This window comes from Streptomyces zaehneri, from assembly GCF_032248645.1.
Lineage (GTDB): Bacteria > Actinomycetota > Actinomycetes > Streptomycetales > Streptomycetaceae > Streptomyces > Streptomyces coriariae.
The window spans coordinates 97,411-116,437 of the sequence record NZ_JASTTJ010000020.1; the positions used below are offsets into that span (position 1 = coordinate 97,411).

Annotated in this window: 19 protein-coding genes; 8 read left to right on the plus strand and 11 right to left on the minus strand. The window is 71.6% G+C overall.

The features are described from left to right. Nucleotides 1-17: 17 nt before the first annotated feature. From QQM72_RS28910 to QQM72_RS28920, 3 genes are all read left to right on the plus strand, one after another. Nucleotides 18-848 (plus strand): class I SAM-dependent methyltransferase, encoded by an 831-nt coding sequence (locus tag QQM72_RS28910; RefSeq protein WP_314223778.1) that lies wholly within the window; start codon nucleotides 18-20, stop codon nucleotides 846-848. Between the two features lie 229 nt (nucleotides 849-1,077). Continuing rightward, nucleotides 1,078-2,169 carry a C40 family peptidase gene (locus tag QQM72_RS28915; protein ID WP_314223779.1) on the plus strand — a complete coding sequence of 364 codons (1,092 nt, stop codon included), beginning with the start codon at nucleotides 1,078-1,080 and terminating at the stop codon, nucleotides 2,167-2,169. A gap of 282 nt (nucleotides 2,170-2,451) precedes the next feature. Beyond that, nucleotides 2,452-3,963: a PP2C family protein-serine/threonine phosphatase gene (locus QQM72_RS28920; RefSeq protein ID WP_314223780.1), complete on the plus strand. Its 1,512-nt coding sequence runs from the start codon at nucleotides 2,452-2,454 to the stop codon at nucleotides 3,961-3,963. Between the two features lie 157 nt (nucleotides 3,964-4,120). Here QQM72_RS28920 and QQM72_RS28925 read toward each other — a convergent pair whose 3' ends face one another. The 4 genes from QQM72_RS28925 to QQM72_RS28940 all read right to left on the minus strand — a co-directional run bounded on the left by QQM72_RS28925 (nucleotide 4,121) and on the right by QQM72_RS28940 (nucleotide 7,102). After that, a complete protein-coding gene (locus tag QQM72_RS28925; RefSeq protein WP_028806934.1) occupies nucleotides 4,121-4,465 on the minus strand; it encodes a DUF2516 family protein in 345 nt (114 codons plus the stop codon). Between the two features lie 163 nt (nucleotides 4,466-4,628). Next, nucleotides 4,629-5,312: a hypothetical protein gene (locus QQM72_RS28930; RefSeq protein WP_314223781.1), complete on the minus strand. Its 684-nt coding sequence runs from the start codon at nucleotides 5,310-5,312 to the stop codon at nucleotides 4,629-4,631. Between the two features lie 86 nt (nucleotides 5,313-5,398). Then, entirely contained in the window at nucleotides 5,399-5,827 is a 429-nt protein-coding gene (locus tag QQM72_RS28935) for a helix-turn-helix domain-containing protein (RefSeq protein WP_314223782.1), read from the minus strand. Between the two features lie 150 nt (nucleotides 5,828-5,977). Beyond that, nucleotides 5,978-7,102: an FAD-dependent oxidoreductase gene (locus tag QQM72_RS28940; protein ID WP_314223783.1), complete on the minus strand. Its 1,125-nt coding sequence runs from the start codon at nucleotides 7,100-7,102 to the stop codon at nucleotides 5,978-5,980. 51 nt (nucleotides 7,103-7,153) lie between these two features. Between QQM72_RS28940 and QQM72_RS28945 the strand changes: the two genes are divergently transcribed. Next, nucleotides 7,154-7,846: a TetR/AcrR family transcriptional regulator gene (locus QQM72_RS28945; RefSeq protein WP_314223784.1), complete on the plus strand. Its 693-nt coding sequence runs from the start codon at nucleotides 7,154-7,156 to the stop codon at nucleotides 7,844-7,846. A gap of 264 nt (nucleotides 7,847-8,110) precedes the next feature. On the opposite strand, the gene QQM72_RS28950 is transcribed toward QQM72_RS28945, so the two are convergent. After that, a complete protein-coding gene (locus QQM72_RS28950) occupies nucleotides 8,111-10,231 on the minus strand; it encodes a HelD family protein (protein WP_314223785.1) in 2,121 nt (706 codons plus the stop codon). A 49-nt stretch (nucleotides 10,232-10,280) separates the two neighbouring features. Next, the gene (locus QQM72_RS28955; protein WP_399078995.1) at nucleotides 10,281-10,928 is read right to left on the minus strand and encodes a TetR family transcriptional regulator; all 648 of its coding nucleotides are present in this window, start codon (nucleotides 10,926-10,928) and stop codon (nucleotides 10,281-10,283) included. Between QQM72_RS28955 and QQM72_RS28965 the strand changes: the two genes are divergently transcribed. Both QQM72_RS28965 and QQM72_RS28970 read left to right on the plus strand, forming a co-directional pair. Further along, entirely contained in the window at nucleotides 10,927-11,067 is a 141-nt protein-coding gene (locus QQM72_RS28965; RefSeq protein WP_314223786.1) for a hypothetical protein, read from the plus strand. The genes QQM72_RS28955 and QQM72_RS28965 overlap by 2 nt on opposite strands. Before the next feature lie 52 nt (nucleotides 11,068-11,119). Then, nucleotides 11,120-12,172 (plus strand): zinc-binding dehydrogenase, encoded by a 1,053-nt coding sequence (locus QQM72_RS28970; protein WP_314223787.1) that lies wholly within the window; start codon nucleotides 11,120-11,122, stop codon nucleotides 12,170-12,172. Between the two features lie 72 nt (nucleotides 12,173-12,244). Here the strand turns inward: QQM72_RS28970 and QQM72_RS28975 are convergent, their stop codons facing one another. Then, the gene (locus QQM72_RS28975; protein ID WP_314223857.1) at nucleotides 12,245-14,392 is read right to left on the minus strand and encodes an aminoglycoside phosphotransferase family protein; all 2,148 of its coding nucleotides are present in this window, start codon (nucleotides 14,390-14,392) and stop codon (nucleotides 12,245-12,247) included. Between the two features lie 255 nt (nucleotides 14,393-14,647). Next, nucleotides 14,648-15,520 carry a winged helix-turn-helix domain-containing protein gene (locus QQM72_RS28980; RefSeq protein WP_314223788.1) on the minus strand — a complete coding sequence of 291 codons (873 nt, stop codon included), beginning with the start codon at nucleotides 15,518-15,520 and terminating at the stop codon, nucleotides 14,648-14,650. Nucleotides 15,521-15,688: 168 nt separating this feature from the next. Here QQM72_RS28980 and QQM72_RS28985 point away from each other — a divergent pair, with 168 nt between their 5' ends. Continuing rightward, the gene (locus tag QQM72_RS28985; protein WP_314223789.1) at nucleotides 15,689-15,874 is read left to right on the plus strand and encodes a hypothetical protein; all 186 of its coding nucleotides are present in this window, start codon (nucleotides 15,689-15,691) and stop codon (nucleotides 15,872-15,874) included. Here QQM72_RS28985 and QQM72_RS28990 read toward each other — a convergent pair. Beyond that, the gene (locus QQM72_RS28990) at nucleotides 15,861-16,622 is read right to left on the minus strand and encodes an HAD family hydrolase (RefSeq protein ID WP_314223790.1); all 762 of its coding nucleotides are present in this window, start codon (nucleotides 16,620-16,622) and stop codon (nucleotides 15,861-15,863) included. The genes QQM72_RS28985 and QQM72_RS28990 overlap by 14 nt on opposite strands. Next, the gene (locus QQM72_RS28995) at nucleotides 16,622-17,500 is read right to left on the minus strand and encodes a GntR family transcriptional regulator (protein ID WP_314223791.1); all 879 of its coding nucleotides are present in this window, start codon (nucleotides 17,498-17,500) and stop codon (nucleotides 16,622-16,624) included. The genes QQM72_RS28990 and QQM72_RS28995 overlap by 1 nt, the downstream gene beginning before the upstream one ends. 153 nt (nucleotides 17,501-17,653) lie before the next feature. Between QQM72_RS28995 and QQM72_RS29000 the strand changes: the two genes are divergently transcribed. Then, nucleotides 17,654-17,848 carry a hypothetical protein gene (locus QQM72_RS29000; RefSeq protein ID WP_054243849.1) on the plus strand — a complete coding sequence of 65 codons (195 nt, stop codon included), beginning with the start codon at nucleotides 17,654-17,656 and terminating at the stop codon, nucleotides 17,846-17,848. On the opposite strand, the gene QQM72_RS29005 is transcribed toward QQM72_RS29000, so the two are convergent. Beyond that, a complete protein-coding gene (locus QQM72_RS29005) occupies nucleotides 17,838-18,746 on the minus strand; it encodes a FadR/GntR family transcriptional regulator (RefSeq protein ID WP_314223792.1) in 909 nt (302 codons plus the stop codon). The two genes, QQM72_RS29000 and QQM72_RS29005, sit on opposite strands and share 11 nt — an antisense overlap. Nucleotides 18,747-19,027: the final 281 nt, after the last annotated feature.

The window sequence follows — 19,027 nt, forward strand, 5'->3', positions numbered from 1 at the left end:
GCATTACCCTCGTAGGCATGACATCCCGCGCCCCCGCCCGCCCCGTGGGCACGGTCACGCGCGGGACGACCAATCCCAACCGGCTGCGCCGCATGGACCGCTGGATCGCCGCGACGCACGGCGCCGAGCTGCGCCGGGCCGCCGAGCCGCTCGCCGTCGACCTCGGGTACGGGGCGGCGCCCTGGACGGCCGTCGAGTTGCTGCGGCGGCTGCGTTCCGTCGCCCCACGCGCGCGTGTCGTGGGCGTCGAGATCGAGCCGGCCCGGGTGGCGGCCGCCAAACCGTACGAGCGCGAGGGACTGGACTTCCGGCACGGCGGGTTCGAGATCCCGGTGCCCCGTCGGCCGCACCTCGTCCGGGCCGCCAACGTGCTGCGGCAGTACGACGAGGACGAGGTCGCCGCGGTCTGGCAGCGTCTGTGCGCGCGGCTCGCGCCGGCCGATCCGGTGACCGGGTCCCGCGGCGGTCTGCTCGTCGAGGGGACCTGCGACGAGATCGGGCGTCGGCACGTATGGGTCGCGCTCGGACCGGAGGGGCCGCGCACGGTCACCTTCGCGACCCGGCTGGGCTCCCTGGAACGCCCCTCGGACCTGGCGGAGCGACTGCCCAAGGCGCTGATCCACCGCAATGTCCCGGGTGAGCCGGTGCACGCCTTCCTGCGCGACTTCGACCGCGCCTGGGCCGCCGCCGCGCCCTACGCGTCGTACGGCGCCCGCCAGCGGTGGATCCGCACGGTGCGGGACCTGACCGTCGACTGGCCGGTGACGGACGGGCCGTCGCGGTGGCGGCAGGGGGAAGTGACGGTGCGGTGGGGGGCGTTGGCGCCCCGGAGCCGAGCCGGCGACTGAACCGCCTTTCCCTCCCTTCTCCCTGGCCACCGGGAACGATCTCCGTGAGTCGTTCGTCACACTGACGGGGAGATCGTCATGGCGGGGCGGCGAAGAGGGGAAGGACTGCTTCGGTCGCCGTGCCGCTCCGTCGTTCCGTCGCCACCTCTGTCGTTTTCGGCCGTGACGTGGCACGATCCCCCGGGCACCGTAAGTTACTGACGGTTAATCAGGGGTTGGGGGACGGGGTATGGGAACGGGGAAGCGCGGTCTGCTCGCGGCGGCTGTGGCGGTGGTCTGTGCGATCACCGTGCTGGGCGCACCCGGCACCGCGTTCGCCAGCCCGAGCCCCACACCCTCGCCGTCGACGAGTTCCACGACCCCGCCGCTCCCCTCCACCGCGTCCAACAAGGACCTGGAGGCCGTCCGCACCAAGCTCGAAGCGCTCTACCACGACGCCGCGGTCGCCACCGACGCCTACAACGCGGCCGAGGAAGCGGCGAAGAAGCAGTCCGCGCAGATCGTCGAGCTGGCCAAGAAGATCGTCGCGGGCCAGGAGAAGCTGGACGACCTCAAGGACCGCGCCGGCGCCGCGGCCCGCGCCCAGTACCGCACCGGCGGCCTGCCGGACGAGGCGCAGTTGATGCTGACCGACGACCCGTCGGAGTTCCTCGACGGCGCGGGCAGGGCACTCCAGGGGCAGCGCGCGACCAAGGGCCTGATCAGCGAACTCGCGCGCACCCAGGAGGACTTGGAGCAGTACTCCAAGGACGCCTCCACCCAGTGGCAGAAGCTGGAGGCGGGCCGCAAGACGAAGGCCGCGGCCCAGAAGAAGATCGAGAAGCAGATCGCGGCGGCCGAGAAACTCGAGTCCCGGCTCGAGAAGAAGGAGAAGGAGCGCCTCGAACAACTGGAGGCGCAGGTCGCGCTGGAGGCGCAGACGGCCTGGCTGGACACCGGCATCCTGGACGACATCGACAGCGCGGCGTCCGTCCAGGGCAAGAGGGCCGTGCAGTTCGCCACCGCCCAGATCGGCAAGCCGTATGTGTGGGGCGCGGAGGGCCCGGACAGCTTCGACTGCTCCGGACTGACCTCCGAGGCCTGGAGGAGCGCCGGGCAGGCGATACCGCGCACCTCGCAGGAGCAGTGGAAGCAGCTGCCGCACATCGCCGTCGAGGACATGCGCCCCGGCGACCTGATCATCTACTTCGACGACGCCAGCCATGTCGCGTTGTACGTGGGCGACGGCGCGATCATCCACGCCCCGCGGCCGGGCCGCACGGTCACGCTCGCGGGGGCGGGCTCGATGCCGATACTCGGGGTGGTCCGGCCGGACGCGTGAGACCCGTTGGCCGGGCGGCCCCTTCGGACGCCGCCCTCCACGTGACCCAGGCCACCTCCACCCCGCCGCCAAACTCCGCGCGGACGTGACGTTCGTCATCCCCGCACCAGACCCGCCCTGCCCAAATGCGGGACAGAACGCGGCATATGACGGTGGCCAGAGATCAAGCGGCCCGCCTCACACCATTCCGTTGCGGCGCCTTCTGCCGCTATGGTCCCCGTCGGTGGGTCGAGGTCCCTCGTCCCCACCATGCCCTCGGGGGGAGGGAAGGAACTCAAGACGATGCCCGTACCCGTACCGCGGCAGAGAGCGATCCCGGCCGTGGAGAGTGGTCAGGCGCAGGCCGCGCCCATAGTCGGCGGCCCCTCCAAGGAAGAAACCGTTCGCAACGAGGCGACCACGGCCGAGAACCGGAACAACACCGCGCACGACCACGGCGCTCAGCGCACCGCGCTCGCCGCGACGCCCGCCGACGGCGTCCACCAAGGCGTGAGCACGACCGGCGTGAGCGCCACCGGCGTGAGCACGACCAGCGTCAGTGCCGCCGGCGTGAGCACGACCAGCGTGAGCGCCACCGGCGTCAGTGCCACCGGTGTGAGCACCGCCCACACCACGCTCACCCTGCTGCTCATCGAGGACGACCCGACGGCCGCGCCGATCGTCCACGACCTGCTCGACGCGGACGGCAGGCCGATCCGCGTACGCACCGCCCGCAACCTCACCGAGGCCGAGCGGCTGCTGACCCATGACGTCCACTGCATCCTGCTGGACCTGGCGCTGCCGGCGCCCGGCAGGGCGGGCGGGTCCGACGACGAGCTCGCCGTCCTGCGGCACGTGCTCGAGCTCGCGCCCCGGCACGCCGTGCTCGCGCTCACCGCGTCCGGCGACGCCGAGCGCGGCGCCGAAGCGGTACGCGTGGGCGCCCAGGACTACCTCTACAAGGACGAGCTGGACGGCCGGCTGCTGAGCCGTGCGATCCGCTACGCCGTGGAGAGGAAACGTTCCGACACCGCCGAGCGACGGCTCGCCGAGGGCAAGCTGCGCGCGCAGGAGAACGCCCGCCTGGAGCGCGGCCTGCTGCCCACACCCCTCCTGGAGGGCTCTCCGCTGCGCTTCGCCGCCCGCTACCGTCCCGGCCGCTCACGCGCACTGCTCGGCGGCGACTTCTACGACACCGTCCGCACGCCCGACGGCACCGTGCACGCGATGATCGGCGACGTCTGCGGGCACGGCCCGGACGAGGCGGCGCTCGGCGTGGAGCTGCGCATCGCCTGGCGGGCGCTGACGCTGGCGGGCCTGTGCGGGGACGAGCTGCTGAACACGCTTCAGCAGGTGCTGGAGCACGAGCGCGACGACGACGAGATCTTCGCGACGCTGTGCACGGTGGACATCGCGCCCGACGGCCGCCGGGCGGGCCTGTGCCTGGCCGGCCACCCCGCGCCGCTGATCGCCCGCCCGGACCGGCCCGCGCGGCTGCTGCCGTACGACAACAACGGCCCCGCCCTCGGCCTGCTGCCGGGCGCCCGCTGGCCGCGGACGCAGGTCGAGCTGGGCGCCGAGTGGAGCCTGATGCTGTACACCGACGGCCTGATCGAGGGGCGGATCGGCGAGGGCCGGGAACGGCTGGGCCAGGACGGCATGGTGGAGATGATCCGCCGCCAGCGCTCCGAGGGACTGAGCGGCGAGGCACTGCTGCGGGCCGCGGTGAACGAGGTCCGCGAGCTCAACGGCGGCGAGCTGACGGACGACGTGGCACTGGTCCTGCTGGACCGGGTCCCCGCACCGCTCCCGTAGCCGTAGCGCCCGCCGGGCCCGGCTGCCCGACGCGAGGCGGAGCTCCGGTGTCCGGGGTCGAGTCGTCCACGGGTCGTCGGGCGCGGCCGCGGAGCCGGACAGGGCGACGCCCCGCGCCCCTGGTGGGGGCTGCGGGGCGTGGAAGGTTCCTGTGGGGTCAGCGGCCGCCGTTGTACGGGCCGTACGGGCCGTCGCTGCTGCTGCCGCCACGCCTGCGGCCCCAGCCTCCGCCACCGCCGACCTGCCGGAGGGCGGGCCGTACGTCCACGAAGAAGACGATCGTGGCGACGAGGCCCGCGAGCTGGAGGAAGAGCATCGGCACCAGGAGGTTCACCGCCACCGTGACACCGAGGATGATCAGCCAGAAGCCCTTGTTCTGCTTGTCGGCGGCCCGGTAGGCGTCGTCACGGAACAGAGCGGCCATCACCAGCGCCACCACGGCGAGGACCAGCATGGCGAGGTAGAGCAGCCACACCAGCCCGGCGAAGCCTTCGATCAGCACAACGTCCACCACCCGACTCGACGCGTTTCGACTCGCTCGTCCTTACGCGGTCACCGTACCCGCAACCACGCTCCGGCTACCCGTACAACGGGCCGGGCACCACATGAGTGCCCGGCCCGTGACCGTATGTCCTTGTCCGCCGTGTCCGTCCCGGCCGTCGGTCTCACTTGGCCGGCGGCGTGGTCTTCTTCGCGACGGGCTTGCGCAGCGGAGCCTTCTTCGCAGCGGCGGCGGCGGGCTTCTTCGCAGCGGCGGTCTCGGACTGCGCCGCGGCCGCGGCGGGCTTCGGCTCGTCCTTGACCACGACCGGCTGGACGACGGGCGCGGGCTTGGGCTCCGACTTGGGCTCGACCGCGATGGCGAGCTCCTCGATCTCCTCGGCGGCCTCGCCGCGCCAGGTCTTCACGGCCTGCTCGCCGTGCTCGGCGACCTTCTCGTACGTCTCGCGGGCCCTGACGGCGTACTCGGCGGCGACGCCGACCCCGCGCAGCGCGAAGTCCTGGGCGGACTCGCCGAACTTCTTCAGGTCGGCGTCGAGGGTGCTGCCGATCTTCTTGATGTCCCCGTCGAGGTTGCTGATGAAGCCGGTGACCTTGGCCTGGAGGGTCTCCTGCGCCTCCTTGGCCTTGGCGGTCGCCTCCTTGGCGCGGGCGCCGGCCTTCTCCTGCACGGCCTTGGGGTCGGTGTTGCGGACGGCCTCGAAACGCGCCGGGGCCTCGGTGCGCAGCTGCTCCACCAGACCCGGCACCTTCTTCGCCTGCTGGAGGGCCAGATCGGCGGTGCCCGCGGCGAAGTAGAACGGAGTCGGGTCGCTGAAGGTCTTGCGCAGGTCGTCGGTGATGGCCATGGTGAAGGTCCTCCCGGATTCACATACGTCGTTTTCGGCTGAGGGTCGTGCAGGTCCGCAGCGGGGCGGCCGGTCCCCTGGTCCGGTCAACTGGCCGTCTGCTGCGGGTCGGCGTCGCTCTCGTGGTTCCGTGGGCCCGCCGCACCGTCGCCGTCCGCGAATCCGTTCTCCTTGCGGAAGGACTCGTAGATCTGGAGCAGCACCTGCTTCTGCTGCTCGGTCAGCGTGGGGTCGGCGAGGACGACCGCGCGGGTCGCACCGTCCCGGTACTCCTGCCCGTCCCGTTCCGCGTCGAGGATGCCGGCGCGCACGTACAGCGTCTCGGCGGAGATCCGCAGCGCCTTGGCGACCTGCTGGAGCACCTCCGCGCTCGGCTTGCGCAGCCCGCGCTCGATCTGGCTCAGGTACGGATTGGACACGCCGGCGGCTTCGGCGAGTTGCCGGAGCGACAGCTGCGCGTTGCGCCGCTGCTCGCGCAGGTACTCACCGAGATTGCCGACGTTGAGCGATGCCATGCCTCCACTGTGCACCAGTCTTGCTAACTATTGCAAGCACCTGCTTGCAATAGTGTGCCGCGCCACTCCGGACCGGGTGCCCCTGTCAAGCCCGTGGCGAACCGTCCGCGCCGTCCGTGCTGTCCGTACCGGTGCTCTCGTGCTTGGCGGTCAGGACGACTGGACTTGGTCGAAGAGGGCGAGGGCTTCGGCGGGGTCCGGGCTCACGAGGCGTTCCAGACCGGCCGTCGTGATCTTCGCCCACCTGCCGGCCCGCGCCCACATCTGTTCCTCGAAGGCGCGGACGGCCTCGTCCAGACCTCCAGGACCGGGGGCGGCGGCGATGGACTCGGCGAGTTCGGCGCCTTCCAGCATCGCGAGGTTCGCGCCCGCCCCCAACGGGGGCATCAGATGGGCGGCGTCGCCCAGCAGCGTCACCCCGAGGACGTGGGTCCAGGTGTGGGACTCGGGCAGGACGTGGAGGGGGCGGTGGACGAAAGCGGTGCCGTGGCGGAGGAGGTCGAGGACGGGAGCGGCCCAGCCGTCGAACAGGGCCAGGAGGCTCGATCGCACGGCCTCGACGTCGGCCAGGTCCAGGTTCCTGTGCCAGTCCAGTGGCGCGCGGAACTGGGCGTACACCTTGACGTGGCCGCCGCTGCTGCGCTGGGCGACGAGAGCTCGGTTCACGCCGTACACCGCCACGGAACCGTCGCCGACCAGCCGGGCGAGGCCGGGGTGGCGGGTGTCGATGTCGTCCAGGGAGGTCTCTACCAGGGTGACGCCGGTGTACCGCGGCGTCACGGACGAGACCGCCGGGCGGACCCGGGACCAGGCACCGTCCGCGCCGATCACGAGGTCGTACGTCTCCTGTCGGCCGTCCGCGAAGTGGACCAGCACGCCGTCCCGGCCCTGCGGCACCACCTCCGTCACGACCCGCCCCCACTGAACGTCCAGAGGGCCGAGCAGCAGGTCACGGAGTTGCCCGCGGTCGATCTCGGGATTGGCCCGGTCGCCCGGACGGGGCTGCCAGTCACGAAGGACGGTCCCGTCCGCGTCCAGGATGCGCATGGCCTGCCCCTCGGGACGAGACAGCGCCCGGAACTCCGCCAGCAGCCCCGCCTTGTCGAGTGCGCGCTGGCCCATCCCTTCGTGCAGGTCCAGCGTGCCACCCGGGGGGCGGGCGTCGGGGGCGGGATCGCGTTCGAGGACGGTGACGGGGTGATCATGGCGGTGCAGGACGCGGGCGAAGGCAAGGCCGGCAGGACCGCTCCCGACCACTGCGATGCGATGTCTCATCGATACACCGTATTGCTTCATTACGCTGTATCGCAACGGTACGCTGTGACCATGACCGTGTGGGACCGGCCGGAGCCGCCGACTCGACCCGTGCCGCTCGACCGGGAGCGGATCGTCGCCGCCGCCATCGCGCTGGCCGACGAGGGCGGGCTGGAGGCGGTGTCCGTGCGCAAGGTCGCCGCCCGCCTGGACGCCGGCCCGATGCGGCTGTACAGATACATCTCCACCAAGGAGGAGCTGTTCGACCTCATGGTGGACGAGGTCCACGCCGAGATCCGCCCCGAGGAGCAGCCCGGTGACGGGCGGGAGGCGCTGCGCGTCCTCGCCCACCGCACCAGGCAGGCCGCCCTCCGTCACGAATGGCTGGCCGACCTGCTCGGCGGTCGCCCGGCCCTGGGCCCGAACGGCCTCGCCGTGGCCGAGTCCACGCTGGCCGCCCTCGACGGCCTCGCCGATGTCGACACCGTCATGCGCGCCGTGGAGACGGTCAGCTCCTACTTCATCGGCGCGATCAGGCGGGAGATCGCGAACCTGCGGGCCGAGCGCGCCACGGGCCTGTCCAAGCTCGACTGGCAGCGCGCCTCCGGCCCGCGTCTGACGAGAATGTTGGCCACCGGCCGCTTCCCGGCGCTGGCCAGGGCCGTGCACGACGGCACGCACCTGGACGCCGAGGAATCCTTCGCGACCGGCCTGGACTGGGTCCTCGACGCCGTGGCCGCCAAACTCACCCCGCCGCCGACGTGACGCTCGGCTCCCGCCGAACGTGAGCGAGGCCTGGGTCGTTGTCCACGGGCCGTGCGGGCTTGCGCCGCCACCACGAGCCTTGCCGAAAGCCGAAAGCCCCTCGCGTCGCTGGTCTCGCCGCCGAGGGTGCGGCATACGCCCGAAGTACACATGCCGCACCCCACCGGGACGGGCACGGGGAGCCCGTCCCCGATGACTCCAGGCACCGCAGGTCAGGGCCTCGCTCCGCCCGCACGTATCCGGGGCAGGACAGCCCCACCCTCCTCACGCCTCCCACGGCAACTCCCGTTCGTGCACCACCTCCAGTCGTGAGACCGCGCGGGTCAGCACCACGTAGAGCCGGTTCAGGCCGCGTTGCTCCGACTGCGCGATGGCCGCCGGTTCGACGGCGACGACGTGGTCGTACTCGAGGCCCTTGACGAGGGTCGCCGCGACGACCGTCACCCGGGCGGCCGGATCGTCCGGGCCGGAGGTGGGGACGCCGGCCCCGGTCAGGGCCTCGCGGACCCCGTCGACCTGGGGGTCCGCGGCGATGACGCCGATCGAGCCCTCCCGGGGGAGTGCGTCGCGTACGGCGGCCACGACCGCGGAGCGCAGGTCGCCCCCGGCTCGCCGGACGCGCAGTTCGCCGTCGCGGCGCAGGGAGTCGGCCCGCGGCACATCGGCGTCGAGGAGGTCGAGCAGGCGGCCCGCGAGGGTGAGGACGGCGGCCGGGACACGGAAGCCCGTGGTCAGCGGGACGATCGTCGCGTCCGGCTTGCCCAGGTGGGCCATCTGCACCCGCCACGAGTCCGCCGCCCAGGGGGTGGTCCCCTGCGCCAGGTCGCCGAGGACGGTGAGCGAGCCGAAGCGGACCCGGCGGGCGACCGCCCGGCACTCCATCGGGGAGAGGTCCTGGGCCTCGTCGACGACGACATGGCCGTAGCCCCGGAGATGGTCGAGGAGGCCGGCGATCTCGTCGAGGAGGACGAGGTCGGCGGGCGACCAACGGGCCGACCTCGGCGAGCGGGGCGGCCGCGGCCAGTGCAGGGCCCGCTGCTCGCCGGGGTCCAGGAGACCGTCCGCGGCCCGCGCCAACTCCCTTTCGTCCGTGAGGAGTCGGGCCAGCACCTCCTCCGGGCGCAGCTTCGGCCAGAGCGCCTCCACGCAGGCGCTCACCGGCCGGGCCCGTTCGATGCGGCGGGTCCAGGAGGCCGGGCGCGGCCCGCTCCGGCGTTCCACCTGCTCCTGGATCCGGCGCACGATCCGGCTGCGCACCCGCTCGCGCCCGATCTCGTACGGCGGCTCCTCGGCGAGCACCCCGGCGACGATGTCCGTCAGCCGGTCGCCCGCGATCCGCCAGCGGTAGGAGTCGTCGGGGACGGAGAGGTCGTCGGCGCGGTCGGCCCTCACCCGTCCGTACACCGCCCGGCGCAGCACCTCGGCCATCCGGGCGTCGTGCTTGACGGCGGCCGTCCGGTCGGGGTCCGTCCCGGTCGCCGGCCGGCAGGCGATCTCGTCGTGCAGGGTCGACTGCCGTACGCCGGTCTCGCCGAGGGCGGGGAGCACCTCGGCGACGTAGGAGAGGAAGGTGCGGTTGGGGCCGAGGATCAGCAGTCCGCCGCGCTGGATGCGCCGCGGGTGGGTGTAGAGGAGGTAGGCGGCCCGGTGCAGGCCCACGGCGGTCTTGCCGGTGCCGGGAGCGCCCTGCACGCACACGGACTCGGCGAGCTCCCCGCGGACCAGTTCGTCCTGCTCGGGCTGGATGGTCGCGGCGATGTCCCGCATGGGACCGACGCGGGGCCGTTCGATCTCACGGGCGACGATCCCGCCCGGCCGCCCCGCCCCGCCCGGCCCGCGACGCCCGGCCCGCTCCCCGCCGTCGACGGGCCCGTCCGCGTCGAGGCGCTCGTCCTCCAGGCCCGTGAGGTCGGCGGAGTCACCCCGGCTGCCGGGGGCCCAGCCGAACCGACGCCGGACGGCCACACCCTGGGGATCGCGGGCGCTCGCCTGGTAGAAGGCGCGGGAGACGGGGGCGCGCCAGTCGACGACGAGAGGCGGGGCGGCCGGGTGCTCGCTGATGCGGAGTCGGCCGATGTGGTGGGCGAGGCCCTCGTGCTCGCCGCCTGTGCCGTGCGCGAAGTCCAGCCGGCCGAAGAACAGGGGGCCTTCGGGCAGTTCGTGCAGGGCCTTGGCGTGGCTGCGCAGCCGGAACCCGAGGACCTCGGCGTCGGCGCCGGAGGCGGAGACGTCCTCGCCGGTGACGACGTGGAGGTCGGCGCCCTCGACCATCGCGGCGAGGGCGGCGCGGCAGCTGTCGTGGTGGGCGCGTTCGTGGTGCAACGCGGTGCCGAGATCCGGCGGGCTCTTCGGGTCGTCCTCGGGGACCGGCTCGGTTGTCGTCATACGGGAAGGGTAACGAATAACGTAACCGAGTCACATTTTTTACTCAGTATCAGTCGGTGGGCATCGGCCGGCCGAGCCGCGGCAGACCCGCCCCCAGTACCGCGAACGCCCGCTCCACCGCCGCCTCCGCGTCCCCCCGCACGTCCTCGACCCGCTCCCCCTCCGCGATCCGCCGCCAGTTCTCCTCGGCGAGGATCCGCCGGACGGCGACGATCTGCCCGGCGGCCAGGCGGGCGTCGAGGGCGTTCGGCAGCTCGTCCGCCAGGGCGTCGGCGAGGGCCGCCTCCGAGCGCTCCAGGTAGCCGTACAGGCGGGCGACCAGGGAGGGCGTGCCGTAGAGCATGGCGTGGAAGGCTCGCACGTCCGGGTGATCGTTGAGGCCGGTGACGGGGTCGGCGGCCGCCAGCCCGGCGAGGAAGTGCCGGTGCAGGGCGGGCAGCGGCGCGACCCCCTCGGCCCGCGCCGCCGTGACCACCCGGGCCGCCTCCTGCTCGTGGTCGGCGATCCGGTGCAGGACCAGGTCCTCCTTGGCAGGGAAGTACCGGAACAGGGTCGGCTTGGAGATCTCGGCCGCCGCGGCGATCTCGGCGACGGACACCGCGTCGAAACCGCGCTCGACGAAGAGCCGGACGGCGATGTCCGACACGACCTGGTACATCCGCTGCCGCTTGCGCTCGCGCAGCCCGGTCTCGCTCATGGACCGAGCCTACGGGCCCCATCGCCACCCGACCCCGCTCGCCCTCGCCCGTGCCGGTGCCCTCGCCCTCGCCCTCGCCCTCGCACTCGCCCTCGCCCTCGCCTCACCCTCGACCCCACTTGACCTCAACCGGGGTTGAGGTCGAAGACTCCATGCACACGCATTCAACGGCACCGCAGTGGAGGTATGTCATGCGAGCAGCACAGGTGAAGGCGTTCGGCGGACCGGAGGTCCTGGCGACGGTGGAGCTGCCGGACCCGGTCCCGGGCCCCGGCGAGGTCCTGATCGAGGTCGCCCACGCCGACACGATCTTCGTGGAGACCCAGGTCCGCACGGGCCTGTTCCGCGCCCACTTCCCCGTCGAGCCGCCCTACGTCCCCGGTGGCGGCGTGGCCGGCACGGTCACCGCGGTCGGCGCGGGCGTGGACGCCGGGTGGGTGGGCCGCCGGGTGACGTCCTTCGTGACCGGCAGCTACGCCGAGCGCGTGACGGCCCCGGTCACCGCACCGACCCCCGTCCCGGACGGCCTGGACCTGCGCACGGCCGCGGCACTCGTCCACGACGGGGTGACGGCCGCCGGTCTGCTGGAACACACCGCCGTGGGCCCCGGTGACCGCGTCCTGATCCTCGGCGCCTCGGGCGGCATGGGCACCCTGCTGATCCAGCTGGCCCGCGCCCGGGGCGCCCGGGTGGTGGCCACGGCACGGGGAGCGCGGAAGTCGGCGCTGGTGCGGGAGCTGGGGGCGGACGCGGTGGTGGACGTGTCGGAGCCGGACTGGGTGGAGCGGGCGCGGCAGGCCCTGGGACGGCCGGAGCCCACCCGCGTCACCGAGGCAGACACCGAGGCCACTGCCGGGACCACCGCCGAAGCCGATACCGAAGCCGCTGCCGCTGCCGCTGCCGCCGATGTCGTACTGGACGGTGTCGGCGGTGAACTCGGGCTCGCGGCATTCCCGTTGACCGCCGACGGCGGGCGTTTCTCCGCTCACGGGGCACCCTCGGGCGGGTTCGCGGCGGTGGACGCGGCGGAGGCGGAACGGCGGGGCGTCACCCTGTTCGGGATCGGGGACGTGCAGTTCGGCGAGGCCGAGGTGCGCCGCCTCACCGCGCACGTCCTGGCGGAGGCGGCCGCGGGACGGCTGCGGCCGGTGATCGGCGCCCGGTTCCCGCTGACGGAGGCCGCCGCGGCGCACGCGGCGATCGAGGGGCGGGAACTGGTCGGGAAGGTGGTGCTCGACGCGTGAGGCCCGACGCGTGAGGCCCGACGGGGGTGAACCCGCGCCCGTGCAGGCGTCCGCGCCCCGCACTGCCCGGGATCAGGACCTTCCGCGGGTCAGGGCCAGCTTGAGGTAGGGGTTGGCCGTTCGGGAGGCCGGAAGGCCGAGGGAGGCGGTGGCCGCGGCCAGCGTCTCGGCGTAGGAGTCGACGGCCCTGCGGACATTGGGGGCGTCCAGGCCCGTCCTGGTCGCCAGCCGGTCGAGATCGACGTAGGCCGAGCGAATGATCTCGCTCCAGCGGTAGACCCGCCAGTCCACCCGCCAGTCCCTGCTGTACTCCGCAGGCATGTTCCGCTCCCAGCGACGGAACATGCGGTCCCTGATCTCCGGCCGGATCGGCGTCAGGTGCATGTGCCGGACCAGGTCGTACAGCGGATCGCCGACCAGGGCCATCTCCCAGTCGATGATGGTCAGGGCCCGGTGGTCGTTGCGGCGCACCAGGTTCCACGGGTTGAGGTCACCGTGCAGCAGGGCGGGCGCCCGGTGACTCAGCCGGTGCCGGGAGAGGATCTCCCGCAGCCGCCGCTCGTCGGGAAGCCCGAGCGTGCGGGCCAGTTGCAGCGACTCCTTGGGCAGGTTCCGCACCAGACCGACCAGCTGCTCCTTCAGCCATGCGTAGAAGTCGACGTCCCCGGCCTGAGGATCGATCGCCCTGTGGTCCACCCGGGTCAGCTCGCACAGCTGATCGACGAGCGCGTCAGCCTCGTGCGGGAGCAGACCGTTCACCGGGTGGCTCGGCGGCTGGTCGACGCGGGTGCCGACGTAGGTGTGGATGCTGAAGGCGTCGCCCCGGTAGCTCTCGCCCAGGGCCAGCACCTGCGGCGCCGCGACCTGGGCACCCGACTCCTGGATCGCCTTCAGGACGGCGTGCTCGCTCAGGTAACTCGGCTCGAGGCGCGAGACGTCGGGCAGCTGGCGGCGCACGACCACGGGGTAGGGCATGTCGCCGACCCAGACCACGGAGTTGAGATGCGCGGTTCCCTTGAACACCCGGTGCGCGGGAGCGGCGCCCTCCGCGAGCAGCGCTTCCCGCACGGCGGACGCCGGAAAACGGGGATTCTCGGGCAGGCGCCGGTCCGGCCGCCAGGCGGAGACGTCGATGAGCCAGTTCCGCCCGCTGCCGCCCCGGTCGCTCCGCGAGGCCAGCCACCTGACGAGTGCCCGCTCGATCTCGTCGTGCGTCGGCGTGCTCCGGAGTCGCAACGGTCCCGCCGCCGCTGTCAGCGCTCGGTGCACCTCCGCCGTCGCCTCGTCGCAGCCCTTCTGCGTGAACGATTCCTGGAGCGACCTCGCCGCTCGCATCACGTCCGGGTAGACGGACTGCGCCCGCTCGAAGTCGACGTAGTGAGGAAGGTCCTTGTACAGGCCCTTGACCGCGGCCGGCCTGCGCTTCCCCATGGCGCCGGCCCACGCCTCGATCACCTCGTCCCACTGGTGGTACGGGTACCGCATGCGCACCAGGTGGGTGGCGAGGTCGTGCAGCGGGTCGCCGAAGGTGGCCAGCTCCCAGTCGACGCAGACGAGCGGCGGGTCGCCCCCGTAGGACACGATCAGGTTGTCCCGGTGCAGGTCCGCGTGCAGGAGGCTGTACGGCCGACGGGTCATCGCGGGCACGCCCGCGGCCAGTCGCAGCAGAGCGTCGTCGGAGATCCCCAGCGCCTTGAACAGGCCGCCGAACTCGCCCCAGTTGGGCTTGCGGATCTGTTCGTCGGCGCAGCGGGCCAGGGTCTTCAGGAACGCCCGGCTGTCGCCGTGGTTGGCGGGCCAGGAGCCGGGCAGCGGCGGCAGCGCCTGGCGCCGTACCTGGGCCGTCCGGGCCAGCAGCTCGGCCAGCGCCTTCACCAGCAGGGTGTCGACAGGCTTGCCGTTTCCGCAGATGGTGGAGAGCGGTACGCCGTCCACATAGCTGTGGACGGCGTAACCCGGCGTCTTGACCAGGCATTCGGGTGCGTGCGGCAGAGCGCCGTGGACGGCGTCGAGGATCGCCGCCTCGTCCTGCCAGGTCCTGATCACCACGGGCAGCGCGTCGGATCGCCTGATGCGCACTATCACCGAGGTCCCCGGGGCACGGCCCAGCAGAGGGGCGACCTGCTCCGTCAACGGCAGCACATGGTTGCGATTGTGGTGGCCGCTGGACGCCTGGCCGGCTTCGGCGGCCTCGACGAAAGTCCGCAGCGCTCCGGGCACGTCCTCGGCGGCCCGTTCCCCCAGGTGACGAGGGGGAACAAGATGGTCGACCACTGGCCGCTCCGGTACTCGCGCTGGCAGGGTAGGGCATACGGTAAACGCGCCGCACGACCGCAGTGATGATCAGCTGAGCCGAATGGTGGTTCTGCCACTCACTCACGTCGGGTCGTCCGAGACTCGCTGTTCGCCGTCTCATACACACCGGACGGGAGTTGTTGCTCGCGCGATTGAGGCATGCTAGCGCAGCCGTACCGGCTATTCGGCGAGAAGGTTCCAGACGGAGTCGAACCACGCCTGCCAGGTGGCGACGAAGACGGAGCCGGGGGAGTTCGCCTCCTCATCCTTCACATGATGGGTCAGCGTGGCCCCCAGGCCCAGCACGTCGAGGGCCACGACCTCTTCGCCGGACTCCAGCCAGATGGGCCGTTCCATCACCTCGTACGGACCGAGCAGCGCCTCGGCGCCGTTGAGGAGGTAGAGCTTGAACGCCGGAGTCAGGGAAGCGTGCCGGATCTGGATGTCGACGTCGACGGACGGCACCTCGGCCTGCACGTCCCGCAGCACCCCGCGCAGTGAGTCCGTGCGCCGGTTCGTGATGACATGCAGCCGGTCGCGCAGCCGGTGGTCGTCCTTGTCGTCCTTGGCCCTCGGGTAGGGCAGCACCAGCTCCTCCGAGGGCAGGATCATCCGCAGGCCGATGCGCCGGGGGGCGATGGAACCCTGGAGGATGCGCTCGGCCTGCAGCCGGATGTGCGCGTCCAGCGACTCGGACGTCAACGTGTAGACGTCCAGCAGGACTTCCGGTTGCTCGAAGGCCTCGCTGAGCACCGGTCCCAGCGTGACTCCCCGCGGCTGCCGGGTGGCCTTCGGCGTCGAGGACCGGATCTGCTGCGTCTTGACCACCCGGGACCCGCTGCCCCTGCGGGACTGGATCCAGCCCTCGCTGACCAGTTCCCGCAGCACTCGCTGAACCGTGTCCCTGGAGACCCCGAGTTCCTCGGCGAGGTCCCGCTGGGACGGCAGGAAGGAGCGCAGCGGATACGTCCCGCCCGTGATCCGGGCGCGCAGTTCGTCGGCGACCCGGTGGAACTCCCGGCCGCCCGCATCACCACTGTGCTGCGCGTCCACAGGGCGACCGTACCGCCATCCGTCCAATGACAAACCAATCTCAGTCAAGTCCCCTGCAATACAGGCCGATTAAGGATCAACCGGCCAGGGGAAATCCACTTCACGTCAACCAGTCCAATTGGACCGGGACTTGCAGGTTCACTGAGAATGGCAGGGAGGTGGAAGGCCATGCTCCTGTTATCGGCAGTCTGGGAACTGCTCGCGTTCTGCGCGGGGTCGACGGTGCAGGCCAAGCTGGGCGCTGTGGGTGTGATGCTGCTGCTCACCGTGGCCGTGGGCGTACGGGCCCGGCACGACGTCCTCGCCGTAGGGGCGGCCGTCGTGCTCGTGGCGCTGCTGCTCAGGTCGACCTGACCGCCGTCAGCACCGTTTCGAGCGAGTTCACCACCGTCGTGGCGCCCGCCCCCCTGAGCAGCTTCTCCTTGCGCTCGTTGCGCGCGTAGCCGAGGAAGGGCACGCCGGCCGCGCCGGCGGCCAGGAAGTCGGAGGGGGTGTCGCCGATCATCAGGGCGGTGCCGGGCGCCGATCCCATGGCGCTCAGGGCCCGGTTCAGGAGTTGCGGGTCGGGCTTGAGGAGACGCAGTTCCTGGGTGCGGCCGTAGATGTGCGGTGCGAAGCAGGACTCCAGCCCGCGGCCCTCCAGATAAGTCTTCGCCGCCTGCGGGGAGTTGTTCGTGGTGATGGCGAGCCGCATCTTCAGCGCGACCAGCGTGCGGATCAGGGGATCCGCCCATGCCGTGGGCATCGCGGTGGCGGTGGCCTTCAGCTCCTCCTCGGTGAGGCGCTTCTCCAGCTCGGCGAGCAGGTCACTGCCCGGGTGCCGGCGGTCCACCGCGCGCAGCACGACGTGCGGGTCCGACGTACCCCGCTCGGAGCCCCTCAGCAGGCCGTGCAGGCCACGCCCTTCGAGCCACTCCACGAGACCGTCGGCCACCCCTTCCGCCGGGTGCCCGGCGAAGAGCCGGCAGATCGGGCCGTCGAAGTCCCACAGGACGACCCTCGCGCGGGCGAACAACTCCCGCAGCGCCTCGATCCCGTTCCCCGTGTCGTCATTCCCGATGTCGGCTGCCACCTGCTCGGTCTGCGTCGTGTCAGAGGTCACTAGAAGAGTGTCAGGTCCGTCGTGATGGTTTCCCAGAGGGCGTCGAACCACTTCTGGGATTCCTCCACGAACGCGGCGTCGCGCTGACCGGCGGCCTTCTCGAAGGAGAAGAGGAGGGACTCGGTGCCCCGCACGTCGTACATGTCGAGGGTTCCGCTGTCGGTGGTCTCCTCCGTGCGCGCGACCATGTAGTACGCGATCAGCGCCTCCTGCCCGTTGAGGAGGTACAGCTTCACCGGCGGGGTGAACGGCAGCGCGCGGAAGGTGATGTTGACGTCCACGCCGTGCGAGCGCAGCGCGCGGAGGTTGTAACTCAGCACCTGACCCTGCGCGTTGCGCATCGACAGCCAGCGCTGGTGGACCGGGTCCTCGTCGTCCCCGCGGTCCTCGACCGAGACCGGGAAGGCGAGACTGATGTCGCGGGACGGCAGCAGGATGCGGACGTCGATCTTCTGGGGCCGGATGCTGCCGGCGTGGATCAGCCGCAGGGGCTCACCCAGGGCCGGGATCAGGCTCTCCGCGGTGAGACAGGCCGCGTCGATCCGCACGTGCGGGACTCCGAAGGCCGCGGTGAGCCGCGGGGCCAGGCCCACCATCGTGGGCTGCGGCTCGCCGCGGCCCGGCGCGGGCGGTTCCGCGATCCGCGGCGGACTGCCCTTGCTCACGTTGGTGAGCAGCCCGTCGTCCTGGAGCGCCCGCAGGGCCTGGCGGACGGTCCCGCGCTCCACGCCGAACTCGTCGGCCAGTTCGGCCTGGGTGGGCAGCCGGTCACCGGCCCTGAGATCCCCGACGCGGATGCGTTCGCGCAGGACATCGGCGATCTCACGCGGTGAGAGCCTGCTGCCGTTCACTGCCACGTTCTCCTGGGTCACGACCAAACGCTACAACTTAGATCCATCTGGCGGGAGTTGTTTGAAAGTTGTTTAACAGCTGTCACCAAGTGGGGACAACATAGTCATAGTTGGCAACCAACTTGAGTGAGTTGGCGGAAGGTGTGCCTCCCACTCCAGTCTCGGAAGGGGGGAACCACCATGCCCGTCCTCGTCCTCCTCTGCGCCGCCTTCGTCGTCGGTGTCGAGCAGACCATCCAGTGGAAGTACGGCACCACCGGCGCCCTCGGCCTGCTCCTGCTCAGCGTCGGCATCAAGGCAAAGAGCCCGGTCATCAGCTCCGCCGGCGCCGTGATCCTCGCCCTCCTCGCCACCGGGCCCGCCGTCAGCTCGTGAGCACGAGCTCCGAGCTGATCGTCTCCCACAGCGCGTCGAACCACAGGCGGGACTGCTCCACGAACGTCGTGTCACGCGGTCCGGCGCCCTGCTCGAAGGCGAACAGCACCGACCGCGTGCCTTCGGCGTCGTACATCTCCAGGTGCTCTTGGTCGATCGTCTGCTCGCGCCGCTTGACCGTGTAGTACGCGAACAGCGCCTCCGTCCCGTTGAGGAGGTACAGCTTGACGGGCGGGGTGAAGGGCAGTGCGCGGAAGGTGACGTGCACGTCGATGCCGTGTGTGGAGCGCAGGGTGAGCAGGTTGTGCCGCAGCACCTGGCCCTGGGCGTTGCGGTGGGCCAGCCAGCGGCGCTGGAGCCGCCCGGTCTCCGTGATGTCCACCGGCGCCGGAAAGGCGAGTTCGATGTTGCGGGACGGCAACAGGACACGGACGTCGATCTTGGCCGGTTTCAGTTCCCCCGCGTGGATCTGCCGCAGGGGTTCGCCGATCGCGGCCGTCAGCGAGACCGCCGTCAGGCACAGGGCGTCGACCTCGACGTGGTCGGCCGCGAAGGCCTCGGTGATCCGCGGCGGAAGCGCCACCATCGACGGCTGCGGCGTCGCCGCGGGACCCGTGGGGAGGCCGGCCGCCCCCGGCCGCGCGACGACCGTCGCCGGGCTTCCCTTGGAGACGTCGGTGAGGAGCTGCTCCGACTGAAGAATGCGCAGCGCCTGCCGTACGGCACCCCGCTCGACGCCGAACTCGTCCGCCAGTTTGGCCTGCGTCGGCATGCGCTGACCGGGCCGCAGCACTCCGGTCCTGATCCGGGTGCGCAGCTCGTCGGCCACCTCGCGATGTGACCGTTGCGGCCGCACCGCCCCCCTCCGCCCATTGACGGAGGCATGTTCAGGCTCCACGTCCGCACACTACAACTTCCCGCCATCTTTGGGCAGTTCAAAGAGAGATGGTTATAGGACGCTTCCAATCGGACATAGTTACAGTGAAGTTGGCAGCCAACTTCAACGACATGGTCAAACTTTCAGACGGTTGGCGGTCGGGCTCCCTTCCGGAGGGGAGCCGGGAGCCCGAGCAGTCGACACCGACGTACAGCCACAACTGAACATCGCCCGCACAGCCACAACTTCAGATCGATCGCACAGCCACAACTGAACAGCTACGGATACCCGCGTTCAAAGAA